Raw genomic sequence first — 13,167 nt, forward strand, 5'->3', positions numbered from 1 at the left:
GTGTTGCGCTCGATCAGCTTGGTCATGATGCCGCCCTTGGTCTCGATACCCAGGGACAGCGGGGTCACGTCGAGGAGCAGGACGTCCTTGACCTCGCCCTTGAGCACACCGGCCTGGAGGGTGGCGCCGATGGCCACGACCTCGTCCGGGTTGACGCCCTTGTGCGGATCCTTCCCGGTCAGCTCCTTGACCAGCTCCGTCACGGCCGGCATACGGGTGGACCCGCCGACCAGGATGACGTGGTCGATGTCCGAGACCTTGATCTTCGCGTCCTTGACCGCGTTGTGGAAGGGCGCCTTGCAGCGTTCCAGGAGATCTGCGGTCAGCTGCTCGAACTGCGAGCGCGTGAGCTTCTCATCGAGGTGCAGAGGTCCCTCGGCGGACGCCGAGATGTAGGGCAGGTTGATCGTCGTCTCCGTCGCGGCGGAAAGTTCGATCTTCGCCTTCTCGGCGGCCTCGCGCAGACGCTGGAGCGCCATCTTGTCCTGGGACAGGTCGATGCCGTAGGCGTTCTGGAACTGCTTCACCAGATGGTCGACGATCTTCTGGTCCCAGTCGTCGCCACCGAGGTGGGTGTCACCGTTGGTGGACTTGACCTCCACCAGGCCCTCGCCGATCTCCAGCAGCGACACGTCGAAGGTGCCGCCGCCCAGGTCGAAGACGAGGATCGTCTGGTCGTTCTCCTTGTCCAGACCGTACGCCAGAGCGGCGGACGTCGGCTCGTTGATGATCCGCAGCACCTTCAGCCCCGCGATCTCACCGGCCTCCTTCGTCGCGGTGCGTTGGGAGTCGTTGAAGTACGCCGGAACGGTGATCACGGCGTCCGTGACGTCCTCACCGAGATATGCCTCGGCATCGCGCTTCAGCTTCTGCAGGACGCGTGCCGAGATCTCCTGCGCCGTGTACCGCTTTCCGTCGATGTCGCCGGCATCCGGGAAACGCCAGTCCGCCTCGCCGATGTGGCGCTTCACGGACCGCGCGGTGCGGTCGACGTTCGTCACCGCCTGCCGCTTGGCGATCTCTCCGACCAGGACCTCTCCGCCCTTGCCGAAGGCCACCACGGAAGGGGTGGTCCTGTTTCCTTCGGTGTTGGTGATGACCGTGGGCTCGCCGCCCTCCAGGACTGCAACGACGGAGTTGGTCGTGCCCAGGTCGATCCCGACTGCGCGTGCCATCATCGACTCCTCTCGGATCTGTGAACCTTTCGGCTTGTCAATGCGCCGACGTCCCCAGCAGGGGCGCGGCTGTACCGGTCTGGTGCAGGAGGCGCCGTACCAGGGGTGAGGTAACGCTCACCAAGCGCAGAACGGTGCCCCTTTCCGATGCCCGGCGCCGGGCTTCCAGCAGGACGCCGAGTCCGTAGCAGTCGCAGAACTCGACTCCGCTGAAGTCGACCTCCACCATCCGCGCACCATCGGACAACGCCTCATCGAGGGTCACCCGGAGCTGTGGCGCGCTCAGGATGTCGATCTCTCCCGACACGGCGACCTTCAGGTGCCCGTCGGCGCGCTGCCTGACCGTGGCCGCGAGAGGTGGTGTTTCGGACATGACCGCGTACCTCTCTTCCTCCACCGCCGGACGTGGCAGCCGCGGGACCGAGGATGGAGGGCGGCCAGGGGGTGGCCGGGCCGCCCTCCGCATTCCTGCCGCGCGTCCGTCAGGCGTTGATCTCCTTGCGTGAGCCGCCTGCGGCCCGGATCTCGATCTTCCGGGGCTTCGCCTTCTCTGCGCCCGGAATGCTCAGCCGCAGAACGCCGCCCTCGTAGGAGGCCTCGATCCGTTCGGTGTCCAGCGTCTCCCCGAGGAACAGCTGGCGGCTGAAGGTGCCGGAAGGGCGCTCCGTGATCAGCACGTCGCTGTCGTCTCCGGAGGCGGTAGTCCGCCGCTCAGCCCTGATGGTGAGCACGTTCTGTTCGACAGCCAGATCGATGGACCCGGGGTCCATGCCAGGCAGGTCCAGCTCGACGACGAAGGCATCACCCTCGCGGAAGGCATCCATGGGCATGGCCGCCGGCCGGCCCGCGGTTCCCAGAACCTGCTGAGTGAGCCGGTCCAGTTCCCGGAAAGGATCAGTCCGCGTGAGCATCATCGTTCACTCCTCTCCCGACTCGTCACGGATGCACATGGCGACACCACCTATATAGCGCGCTGCAATAAACTTGACAAGAGTCGACTCAATGCGGCCGGGCCGGCAGGGTGCGGCGCAGCCCCTCTGCCAGGGCGCCCTTCCCGCTGCCGAAGGCTCCGTTGATGCAGATGATCACTGCTCGTCGGACCTCCCTCGTGCCGTGTTCCGTCCCACAGGTGGTCCGCACGCTGCTGGGCCGCAAAACCGCGCTTCTCGGCCTCGCGCACCACCTCCAGCCAGGACTCGAGCTCTTCCCGTGCCCGTGCTTCACGAGCACTCCAGCAAAGCGATCACCGACGGCGCTGCACATCTCCTGGACAGACCAAGTGTCCGCCGGCTGCCCCGACCTCGCCGTCACCGCACCTCCCCGACCAGAAAACCGCAGCTCAGCGAGCCACAGCACAGTGCACCACCACGCTCTCAGTGGCGTCTCATCGGTGCTGTCGGACGGCCGTCATGGCCAGCGACAACTCGACCAGGTCCGCAGGGTCGGTGGGCCGCCGCCCGGTGAGCCGCTCAAGCCGGTGGATCCGGTTCAGCGCGGGGTTGCGGTGGCAGTACAGACGCTCGGCGCGCCGCCGTCGCCGATCCGCCCTCGGCCAGCCACGCTTCGAGCGTCCCTCCCGAGCAGCGACTCGCGCTCGGCATGCGGCAGCCCCAGCACTCCGCCCAGTACCACGGTCGCCAGTCTGCGGGCCAGCTCCGGCTGGGTCGCGGGCAGCGAGGCAGGCAGCCGTTCGTCCAGTAGCGCCGTCTCGGCGGACCCGCCGGCGGCACACGTGCGCAGCGCCGGCTCGGCCAGCCACCGGCCCCGCCCGAGCTCAGCCAGCGAACCGGCCACCGGATACTCCCACCCCCGCCCGGCCCTCCTCCTGCGCGAGCAGCCGGCCTGCCTCCGAGAGCGGACGGCCTCGCAGGTCGACGAGCGCGAGCTCGCGATCCGCCCGTACCCGCCGGAGCAGCCGCGGGCCGTTGTCGTCGGTGGGTCGGCCGTCGGGCGCGGTGCCCGGGTGCGGCGGGTCAGTACGCAGGTCCGGCCCGGTTCCGTCAGGGGGCGGTGTGGGTGTGTTTGCGGTGACGGGCGGTGGCGTGGGCCGGGTGGGTGCGGTTGTGGTGGCCGGAGGTGCCGTCGGACGGTGGCCTGGGCCGCCGTGCAGGACCGCGACCGCGTAGCGGCCCCGTTCGGCGAGGGCCAGGTGCGCGGCCGCTTCGGAGAGCAGCCCGGTGCCGACCCCGGAACCGGGCGTCCAGCAGCGCGTTCCGTCGATCGCGGTCGCGTTCGGTGCGGGACCGCCATCCTGACCGCTGCTGTATGGCGAGCGTACTGCGGACACCGCCCATCCCGACCATCGCGGCCGGCACGGTCACGTCGATCCCCGCCGCCGCGGCTGCCTTCGACGGCCCCGATGCGCCGACGCCCACGGCAAGAGTCCGCACATGAGCAGGTACACCGCCAGCGGGTCCGCTTCGAGGCCGGGGAGACAGCTGGGTGAGCAAGCGGGCCGTCACTGGCGCCGGCGTGCGGCCGCCCGCATCGCGGGCAGTCGCCACGCAGCCGTCGACGGTACGACAAGCCGACGAGGAGTGAAGCCCGGCACCGACCGTGTTCAACAGCACCTGAGCCAAACCGGTGGCGCTCTCGATCCCCGAGAGCGTTACCAGCGTCACGAAGTAGATCGGCAGTCCATTCGTCCCCACGACGAATACCGGGATCGTCACGATCAGCGCCGTCGCCACCGCGGCCCGGCCGGGCTGGCAAGTGGTCGGGTGTGCTGGCCAGGCAGGCCCCGCCGGCCAGGACGGCGAGGGCCGCCAGGAAAGTTGGAACGACGGCGCGTACGAGGCATGCTCCTTCAACGGCACGGTGATGCCACCGCCCACGCGACTTCGACAGCGGCGTACAGCACGCCCCACGATGCAGCGGCATCGGCGTCCACATGGGCCACCGCCGCCACCACAACATCCGCCCCAAGCTTGCGGTCGGTGGCCTAGGAACGCCGCCTACCTCCGAGTTCGAGGAACATCCACCGTGACCCCCGTAAATCCGGATTGCCGGCACGCCAAGATTCCCCGTCACCCGCGCTGATCACATCCGTCCCACGGATCACCCGGCCTCCCCCGTCTGGGGGAGGCCGCATCGTGAGTGTCAGCCCAGCTGGAGGACCACGGTGGGTGCGCCCAGCCAAGGTAAGAAACCGTTGTCGCGCCGACCGAGGAGCTTGTCGATCGAACGGGGCCGATCTGAACCTCAACCCCGAGATGAACCGGTCAAGGAGGCGGTCGCTGAAATGTAGCCGTGCAAGATCCACACGCATGCCGCGCAGAACGCGACGCCGAAGGTGTAGGGGGTTCCCTCATGCTTCGGCCGGTCCGACACGGAACGCTGATCAGGGCAAGAATTCGCTGCCGTGGCGGCGAACCGAACAGAAGGACACCCATGAGACGTCTCTCCGTAATCCGCAACGCAGGGCGCGCAGTGCTCGCGCCGGGAATCGTCGCGGCGCTGCTAGCGGGCGGCGTCGCGCATGCCACGGATGCCGAACCGGAGCCGGCAGGCACGGCACCGATCAGTAACTCTGCCAGCGGGCCGTCGATATCCGCCGACGGCCGCTACGTGGCTTTCGCTTCGCCGGCAAGGGATCTGGTGGCCGGCGACACCAACCGGGCGGAAGACGTGTTCGTGCGCGACCGGCAGACCGGCGTCGTCACCAGGGTCAGCGTCGACTCCGCGGGCAACCAGGCCAACAACGTGAGCCGGAATCCGTCGATTTCCGCCGACGGCCGCTACGTCGCCTTCGAGTCCGTCGCGACGAACCTGGTGGCCGGTGACACCAACCGCTACCGCGACGTCTTCGTGCACGACCTGCAGACCGATGAGACGACCAGGGTCAGCGTCGGAAGCCACGGCGAGCAGAGCGACAGTGAGAGTTTTCATCCGTCGATCTCCGCAGACGGCCGGTTCGTCGCGTTCGACTCTCCCGCGTCGAACCTGGTGTTCGGCGACACCAACGACGTCCATGACGTCTTCGTGCGCGACCGGCAGACCGGTGGGACCACCAGGGTCAGCGTCGATTCGAACGGTCACCAGGGCGACGACGCCAGCCAACTGCCGTCGATTTCGGCCGACGGGCGCTACGTCGCTTTCTCTTCCGGGGCGAAGACACTGTCCCTGTTCCCCGACAACAACCGCGCGGACGACGTGTTCGTGCACGATCAGCTGACCGGGTACACCGACAGGATCAGCGTTGGCCCCGACGGCAACGAAGGAAATTCCGCCAGTCGCACGGCGACCATCTCGGCCGACGGCCGCTACGTCGCGTTCGAATCCACGGCGTCGAATCTGGTGGCGGGTGACACCGGCGGTCCGATCGACACCGACCTCTTCCTGTACGACCGGGTGACCCGGACGACGACGCAAGTGAACCTCGGCCCCGATGGCCTGAGCGACGGCGGAACCCCCGGCCAGGAGCGGACGACGCTCTCCGCCGACGGTCGCTACATCGCGTTCGTGTCCGGCGAGGACAAGCTGGTGACGGGCGACACCAACGCGCGGTGGGACGTGTTCGTGCGAGACCGGGTGACCGCCACCACGACCAGGGTCAGCGTCGCCAATGACGGCTCGCAGAGCGATGGGTACAGCTACAGCCCCTCGATTTCGGCCGACGGCCACCACGTCGCTTTCGCGACCAGCGCGACGAACCTGGGCGGTGACGGCACCGGCCGGAAGTACAACCTGTACGTGCGCGACCTCGGCAACTGAGTTATTGGCCGCCGCGGCGCCCTCAATCGCGCGCCGCGGCGGCCCACACGCCGGCCAGAGCAGCACGACCGGAGACACCGACCTTCGCGTAGACCCGGCCCAGGTGGACTTCGACGGTCTTGGGACTCAGGTGCAGCCTCAGACCGATGTCCCGGTTGGTCAGGCCGTCCGAGACCAGGTTGACGATCTCGACCTCACGGGCCGTCAAGTCGAAGCGCTCGGCGCCGCTTTCGGGCCGGGGACCGCGGGCGTTCAGGCGCCGCTCCTCGCGCGCGACCTGCGGCAGGAACAGTTGCGCGTCACACCGGGTGAACAACGCGCGGGCAGACACGAGGTGCGCACGGGCCACGTCGATCGCCCCGCTGCCGCCGAACGCCGTCGCGGCCAGCAAGTGCGCCCGCCCGGCCTCCACGGCCGCCCCGATCCGGCCGAACGTGCCGGCAGCGGCGACAGCGAGCGGTGCGGCTGCCGCCGGATCCGTTGGCAGCGTGGCGATCGCGCGGGCCTGCTGTGCCATGGCAGTGCGCAGCGGAAGCTCGAGCTGGCCGGCCGCGTCCTCCGCTCGGTCGGCCCATGCCGCAGCCGCGGCAACCCGGCCGGCCGCGACCTCCGCCTCCGTGAGCATCAGGTACACCAATGGCCTGGTGCGCAGGCCCACCGCCGGCAGCTCGGTCCCACCGCCACTGGTGAGCAGCAGCTCGATGCAAGCGTGCGGATCACCCGAGTGCAACATCGCCTGCGCCAGCATCGCCTCGGCCTGGCCACTGCGCCAGGAACTCATGGCCGTCGCCTGGTCGTCGACGACGATGGCCTCCTTACCCAGGCGGACCGCCTCGGCCAGGTCGCCGCGCCAGGTGGTGATCCAGCACCCGAAGGTCAACGCCATGACGCGCAGCTCCTCGCTGCCGGTCAGTTCCGCCGACTCCAGGCTGTCGTCGAAGCAGGTCGTCGCCGCCGCCAGCTCGCCGAGGTAGGCATGTACCATGCCGCGGATCGCGGTCAGCAGCGCGATCTTGTGGGACTGCCCGCTCGCGCGAGCCAGTTGAAGGCCACGGCTCATGTGCCGGCTCGCCTCCATGAGCCGGTCGGCGGAGACTTCCGACCAGCTCAGCCAGAACGCCGCATCGATGTCGCGGACCAGGTCGCTGTCGGGCAGCGCGTCCAGGAGTGCGGCCGCCTCGTCCAGCCGGTCCGCCCGCCGGTCGATGAGCGTTGCGGCCGACAACGCCGTCGCCAGCAGCATCGGATCCCCGACTTCCCGCGCGGCGGCGATCGCCTCGGCCACCCGTTCCTGTCCGTGCTCGCGCTCGACACTCTCACCGGCAACGAGCGCGACGAGCAGGACGGCCGCCGAGTGGGCGTCAACACCTTCGGCGCGTTTCCACTCGCTGTGCAGCATCGCCCTGGCCTCGGTGTAGCGCCCGAGAACCTGCTCCACCGTCGCACAGGCCCGCGCTGTCTGTGCCCGGATCTGGGTGAGTTCGGCAGGCAGGAGCCGCAGCACCTCGTGCATGGTTTCCCTGGCCTGCCGCAGGTCGCCCGTGGCGCCGAGTACGTGTGCCAGCCGGCCGAGCAGGATCAGGCGCTGCGGCGTGGCCGACTCCGCGTCGGGAAGCAACCGGATGGCCGCCCGCAGGAAGTGCCCGGCGGTCGCCGGCGTCGTGTGCATCGTCGCCTCGGCGGCCTCGGTGAGCGCCGCGACCGCCTCGAGGTCACCGCGGACGGCGGATCGCTCCACGTGCCGGGCGAACTCGGCCGGCGGCGCGCCCCGGGTCCGGAGTGCCGACGCGGCCCGGCCGTGTGCCTGAAGCCGCCAGCCAGGACCGGCGTCCTGGTAGGCAACGCTGCGCACCAGCGGATGCCGGTACCGGAACCGGCCGGTCGCACCGTCCAGCCGCACCAGGTCACGCTCGGCGAGCCGGTCGAGCGCGGAGAGTGCGAACCCGGCTTCCATTGCCGCCGTTTCGGCGAGCGAACCGGCCTCGAAGTCGTCGCCCACGACCGCGGCGGCGTGCGCGACGACCCGCTCTTGCGGGGTCAACGCGGCGAACTCGGCGGCGAGCACCGCGTGGACCGCCACCGGGATCGCCCCGTCGGGGTGGAGTGCCGCATCACCGACGGCGATGCCCCGCTCACCGGCCCGCACCAGGGCTTCCAGGTAGAACGGGTTTCCGCCACTGGCCCGGTAAAGCTCTTCCCGCCGGGAACGGCCCAGACCTTCCGGCATGATGTGGCCGGCGTCGGCTTGGCTCAGCGGCGCGAGTTCCAACAGCTCGGCCACCCCGTCGGCCGCGGCGCGGGACAGCGCGTGCCACAGCCGCAGTGACGTCTGCCGGGGCCTGCCCGCCAATGCCAAGACCAGCTGCGCCTGGGGCGGGTGGCGCAGAAGGTGGTCGAGCAGTTCGACCGAGCCCTCGTCCGCCCAGTGCAGGTCGTCGAAGACGAGCACCAGCCCGGACGGGCCGGCGACCAGCTCCAGCAACGCCCGAACCGCCCGGTGCAACCGGTACCGCTCCGCGTCGACCAGGTCGGCGGGACCGGGGGCGGGAATCGCGGGGAACACGGTCGCGAGAAGTGCGAGCTGCTGTTGTCCGAGGGAGGCGAGACGCTCCGGGCCCAGCTCGGCCAGCTGGTCGTCGAGCGCGGTGACGAACACACCGAACGGGATGTGGGTCTCGAACTCCGCCGCGCGTGCGCTACGGACCGTCCATCCCGCTGTGTCCGCGAGCTTCCCCAGCTCCGTCAGCAGCCGGCTCTTGCCGATCCCCGGTTCGCCGGTGACCGCGACGCACCGGGTAGCCCCTTCGCCCGCCAGCATCGCGCGCAGGATCGCGACTTCTCGCGCCCGGCCAGGAAATCCGCCGACGGGCTCCCCTCTCACTTCGTCAGTCATGCTGGCGTCGACTCACTTTCCGTCCGCGACCAGGCGATGGTATCGACGCTCACGCGCCCTCGGCAGGCGGCCCACCCGACACTGGGGGCTGTCCAGTGAACGGCCCTGTCTCACATTCGGTCGCTTATGAGAGGGAATTGGCGTTTCGAGCGCGTTCAGGACTCGCCTCCGGCTGCGTTCGTGTGCTGCCATTACTGCTGGTCGAGGGCGACGGCGACCTGGTCCAGGTGGGCATGGTGATTCCACGTGTCCACTGTGTGAAGGGTGGCGGGGGTGCCCCGATCCCGCTCGGTCGAAGTGCGGAATCGGGACACCGTGCGATCGGTGGATGGGGGCCTGGCGGCCCGTCCTGGGCGGGTCAATTGTGGAGAACGGCCTGGATTTCGAGGCTGATCGACGACTTGTCGCTGAGCGCGACGCCACCGGCGTTGATGCCGAAGTCGCGCCGGTTGATCTCCGACGTCGCGAAGAAGCTGGCCCGCTGTCCATCCCGCTGGTCCGAGCTGAAGGCGTTCACCTTGAGGGTCAGCGGCACCTGCCGTGTGATGCCGTGCAAGGTAAGCTCACCGTCGACGGCCCAACCGTCGACGGTCTGGCGGAGGACCAGTTGGCCAGTATGGGGCTGGTGCTGAACGCCGTGGTGCTGTGCAACACGCGCTACCTGGACGCCGCCATCGCCACGCTCCGGGGGCTGCTCACCGACCAGCGCTAGCACGGCGTCCTGGACGAGGACGTGGCATGCCTGTCCCCGCTGAAGGCCGGCCGTGTGAACGTGCTCGGCCGGTACGCCTTCGCCTCCTCCCAGCCAGAAAACGGACTGCGCCCGCTGCGCGACCCGGCCGCGGTGGACGGCGAACAGGACGACGAGTAGCCCGCCGGGGCGCACGCCCCGGGGCGTCATTACGCCGAAGGGCGGCACCGGACCATCCAGGCCGGTGCCGCCCTTCGGCGCACTGTGGTGCTGTGGCCTGGGGTGCGGAGGGCGGTCTTTTTCACGCCGCAGGGGCTATGTGGAGTTGATCAGCGATGGCATGGGCGATCGAGTCCGTGATCGAGGCGGGCTGCCATGCCCATTGGCCGTTGGGGTTGCATTCGAGGAAGTACCAGTGCCCGGCGGCTGTTACAGCGAAGTCAAATGCGCCGAAGGTGAGCCGTTTGCGCACCTGATGGCCCAACCTGCGTGACGTGCGGCGGCCGTGGGCGTTGAGTGCGGTGACACGTGTGCCCGCCGGCCCACCACCCCGGGCCGGTATCCGTGTAACGGCCCTGCTATCCCGACCGGCGGCGGGGCCGTCTTCGCCTTCCGGACCGCTCTCCCCCGGTTCAAGACGGAACGGCCTGACGTCCCTCTCAAGGGACGGCGTGGGGGCCGGTTCGGCGAGACAGAGCCGTCCGCGCGAGCCGGGAGGTCGCAGTGGCTGGTCGACGGGCGACGCCCACCGCCTTCCCCCCTTCCCGGCCACCGCAACGTACTGGTCGGCCTTCACGGCTCAGTACGGCCGGGCCCGCTTCGCGAAGGCCGGAGACAGCTCGTTCTGCGAGGCGCTCGGGAAGGCGACGGTGTTCGGGTCCCCGTCCGAGACGTACCGGTCCTTCCCGGCGGCGAGCTTGTCCAGCCAGCGCGACGAACCGAACTCGGCGTCCTCGTCCTTGGGCCCCGCCGAGCGGATCCGGGGGATCGCGCCGGGCGTGAACGCCTTCGCGAACGGCGAGACCGAGGGGTTGGCTCCCACGAGGTACACCCCGTCGTAGCGGTAGTCCGTTCCCCGCGTGGCGATGTCGGCCGGCTGAGGCATGGCACCGAAGGGCAGGGCGAGCGAGTTGACCTGCGTCCCGGGCACTGCCTTCTGGATCGCCCGCTGTCCGGCGGAGATCGCCCGCGCGGCGCCCGCCTGGTCCAGGGACCGCAGGTTCTCGTGACGGCCGGTGTGGTTGGCGACCTCGTGGCCGTGCTCCTTCAGCCAGGTCAGGGCCTTGGCGGAACCTGTCGCCGAGAAGGCGTCCGCGTTGACGAAGAAGGTCGCCACCGCCTTGAACGCCGGATATTTCTTCGCCGTCTCCGTCAGGATGGCGACGGCGGTCTCCGGCGCCGGGGTGCCGTCAGGGTTGAGGCGCACCTGGCTGTTGGTCGAGTCGTCGAAGGTGAGGACGACCGGGTGCGTGCCGGCCGGGATGTCGATGCGGCCCGTCTGGAAGTCCCGGGCGGACACCGGCACGTAGTTCTCCCGCGCGAGGCGCTCCAGTTCGGCCCGGAAATCGGCCGGGGTGCGGTCGTAGACGCTGGCCGGGGTCTCGGTGAGCTGGTGGTACATCAACACCGGCACCTGGCCGAGTTCGTTGGCGCCGACCTCCGCCGGCGCTTTCGCGGCGACGGGGCTGGCCGCCGCGGGTGAGGCGGCCGCGTGGTCCCCGGCAGCCGGTGACGGCCCCGTGGAACAGCCGGAGGTGAGCAGGGCGACGCCGGCCAGGGCGCCGAGCGGGACGAGTGGGTGGCGCATGAGAAGCCCTCCAAGGCGAACGTGTCGCGCCATACCTACCTCTGAGGGGAACCCCTGTACCGCACTCCCCCTGCATGGCGTAGAAGCCACGCCGGGGGCCGAACGCGCCATTCGTGTGAAATACGGCCAGACCGTGACGACTGGGACACCGTGCGGCAATGAATGGAGGCAGCATCCGGACCCGCCCACGGCACGAAGGACGTCATCATGTCCCCCAAACGCATATCCCACTCGGCCCCTTCCCTCCGTCTCCGCCGCCCGGCCCGTCGGGGCGCCCTGATAGCTACGACCGGGGCGCTCGCACTGGCCGGAGCGAGTGTCGGAGCCTGGACGTTCCTCTCGCCGGGTCCGGGCATCCAGGGTCTGGGCGACGGCGCCGTTCTCGACGGGCGCAAAGCCGCACAGGTCAGGGCCTACCTCGCCGCCGAGGAAGCCGGCGGTCGGGACAAGCTTCGCGCCACCCTGGACGGCACGGCGGTCCCCGTCACCGCTGAGGGCGCTCGCCTGAAACTCGCCCTCCCGCACCTCACCGAGGGCCGGCACACCTTGGCGGTCGCGGGCGACGGCAGGTTCCCCTTCGCCTCGTACCGCACGGTCGTGGGATTCAGGGTGGACGCCACCGCTCCCGAGTTGGAGGTGGCCGACCCCGAAATCAAGAACGTCGCCGCCCCCGTAACCATCACCGGCAAAGCCTCCACGGACGCCGAGGTGACCGTCAACGGCAAGAAGGTCCCCGTCGACAAGGCCGGGATCTTCAAGATCACGGTACCCCAGGGCACACCCATCGCGACGGTCACCGCAGTTGACCGCGCCGGAAACACGACCACCAAGGACGTGTCCGCCCGGGGGCGTCGCCCCATGATCCGAGCCGCGCACATCACCGCCATCGGGTGGGGCGACGACACCCTGCGCGGCAACATCCTCGCCCTGGTCCGCAGCGGCAAGCTCAACGCCGTCGAGCTGGACGTCAAGGACGAGGACGGGGAGGTCGGGTACGCGTCCCAGGTGCCGCTGGCCCGCCAGATCGGCGCGGCCAAGGGCTACTACGACGCCCGCAAGGCGATCGCCGAGATCCACGCCGCCGGCGCCCAGGTCATCGGCCGCATCGTAGCCTTCCGCGACCCCAAGCTCGCCTCGGCCTCCTGGAAGTCCGGCAAGCGCGACCAGCTCGTCCTGACCCCTGCCGGAGAGCCCTACGACGGCGGCCACTACGGAGCCCTCTCCTTCACCAACTTCGCCAGCCCCGCGGTCCGCAAGTACAACCAGGACCTCGCCGTCGAAGCGGCTCGGCTCGGCTTCGACGACGTCCTCTACGACTACGTGCGCCGCCCGGACGGCCCGCTGTCGCACATGCGCTTCCCGGGCATCGGTACCGCCACACCCGAGCAGTCGATCACCTCGTTCGTCGCTGACACCCGGACCGCACTTCGTCCGCACGCCAAGTACCTCGGCGTCTCCGTCTTCGGTATCGCCGCCACCCGGCCCACCGAGATCGCGCAGGACATCGGGGCCCTGGTCAAGGTCACCGACTACATCGCACCCATGGTCTACCCGTCCCACTGGGGGCCTGGGGAATACGGCGTCACGCAGCCCGACACCGCCCCGTATGCGATCGTGCAGCGTTCGCTCGCCGACTTCGCCCGCCAGGCGAAGGGCACCCAGACCGAAATCGTCCCGTGGCTCCAGGACTTCTCGATGGGCAGCACCTACGGCCCGGCCGAGGTGGCCGCACAGATCAAGGCCGCAGCGGCCAACAAGATGAATTCATTCATCCTGTGGAACGCCGGTGCCCGTTACCAGGGCGCGGCGCTCCAGCAGATCAACACGCGCTGACGGGGCCGGCCGCGCGTGTCTGCGTGCCCGTCGGCCGTGTGGGAGGCGGGGCGCC

General features: G+C 69.7%; 12 protein-coding genes. 4 read left to right on the forward strand and 8 right to left on the reverse strand.

Features of this window, described 5'->3' with window-relative positions; genetic code table 11:
• From dnaK to ACFYOB_RS37400, 5 genes are all read right to left on the reverse strand, one after another.
• Positions 1-1,175: molecular chaperone DnaK (dnaK, locus tag ACFYOB_RS37380; protein ID WP_388568397.1), on the reverse strand; the 1,175-nt coding region annotated here is incomplete at its 3' end.
• 37 nt (positions 1,176-1,212) lie between these two features.
• Positions 1,213-1,548 (reverse strand): STAS domain-containing protein, encoded by a 336-nt coding sequence (locus ACFYOB_RS37385; protein WP_388568399.1) that lies wholly within the window; start codon positions 1,546-1,548, stop codon positions 1,213-1,215.
• A gap of 109 nt (positions 1,549-1,657) precedes the next feature.
• Entirely contained in the window at positions 1,658-2,089 is a 432-nt protein-coding gene (locus ACFYOB_RS37390) for an Hsp20/alpha crystallin family protein (protein ID WP_388568401.1), read from the reverse strand.
• 470 nt (positions 2,090-2,559) lie between these two features.
• A complete protein-coding gene (locus tag ACFYOB_RS37395) occupies positions 2,560-2,934 on the reverse strand; it encodes a helix-turn-helix domain-containing protein (RefSeq protein WP_388568403.1) in 375 nt (124 codons plus the stop codon).
• Between the two features lie 15 nt (positions 2,935-2,949).
• A complete protein-coding gene (locus ACFYOB_RS37400) occupies positions 2,950-3,462 on the reverse strand; it encodes a hypothetical protein (RefSeq protein WP_388568405.1) in 513 nt (170 codons plus the stop codon).
• Positions 3,463-4,565: 1,103 nt separating this feature from the next.
• Between ACFYOB_RS37400 and ACFYOB_RS37405 the strand changes: the two genes are divergently transcribed.
• Positions 4,566-5,888 carry a TolB family protein gene (locus ACFYOB_RS37405; protein ID WP_388568408.1) on the forward strand — a complete coding sequence of 441 codons (1,323 nt, stop codon included), beginning with the start codon at positions 4,566-4,568 and terminating at the stop codon, positions 5,886-5,888.
• A gap of 22 nt (positions 5,889-5,910) precedes the next feature.
• On the opposite strand, the gene ACFYOB_RS37410 is transcribed toward ACFYOB_RS37405, so the two are convergent.
• Together ACFYOB_RS37410 and ACFYOB_RS37415 are read right to left on the reverse strand one after the other, a co-directional pair.
• Positions 5,911-8,781 (reverse strand): AAA family ATPase, encoded by a 2,871-nt coding sequence (locus tag ACFYOB_RS37410; protein WP_388568410.1) that lies wholly within the window; start codon positions 8,779-8,781, stop codon positions 5,911-5,913.
• Positions 8,782-9,139: 358 nt separating this feature from the next.
• A complete protein-coding gene (locus tag ACFYOB_RS37415) occupies positions 9,140-9,316 on the reverse strand; it encodes a hypothetical protein (RefSeq protein ID WP_388568413.1) in 177 nt (58 codons plus the stop codon).
• Between the two features lie 15 nt (positions 9,317-9,331).
• Between ACFYOB_RS37415 and ACFYOB_RS37420 the strand changes: the two genes are divergently transcribed.
• On the forward strand, positions 9,332-9,493 hold the full coding sequence (locus ACFYOB_RS37420; protein WP_388568416.1) for a hypothetical protein: 162 nt from the start codon (positions 9,332-9,334) through the stop codon (positions 9,491-9,493).
• A 21-nt stretch (positions 9,494-9,514) separates the two neighbouring features.
• Positions 9,515-9,652 (forward strand): hypothetical protein, encoded by a 138-nt coding sequence (locus ACFYOB_RS37425; RefSeq protein WP_388568418.1) that lies wholly within the window; start codon positions 9,515-9,517, stop codon positions 9,650-9,652.
• A 619-nt stretch (positions 9,653-10,271) separates the two neighbouring features.
• Here ACFYOB_RS37425 and ACFYOB_RS37430 read toward each other — a convergent pair.
• Positions 10,272-11,279: a polysaccharide deacetylase family protein gene (locus tag ACFYOB_RS37430; protein ID WP_388568421.1), complete on the reverse strand. Its 1,008-nt coding sequence runs from the start codon at positions 11,277-11,279 to the stop codon at positions 10,272-10,274.
• Between the two features lie 207 nt (positions 11,280-11,486).
• Between ACFYOB_RS37430 and ACFYOB_RS37435 the strand changes: the two genes are divergently transcribed.
• The gene (locus ACFYOB_RS37435) at positions 11,487-13,112 is read left to right on the forward strand and encodes a putative glycoside hydrolase (RefSeq protein WP_388568424.1); all 1,626 of its coding nucleotides are present in this window, start codon (positions 11,487-11,489) and stop codon (positions 13,110-13,112) included.
• The last annotated feature ends 55 nt before the right edge of the window (positions 13,113-13,167 follow it).

The sequence above is a fragment of the Streptomyces sp. NPDC006463 genome, assembly GCF_042870715.1.
Lineage (GTDB): Bacteria > Actinomycetota > Actinomycetes > Streptomycetales > Streptomycetaceae > Streptomyces.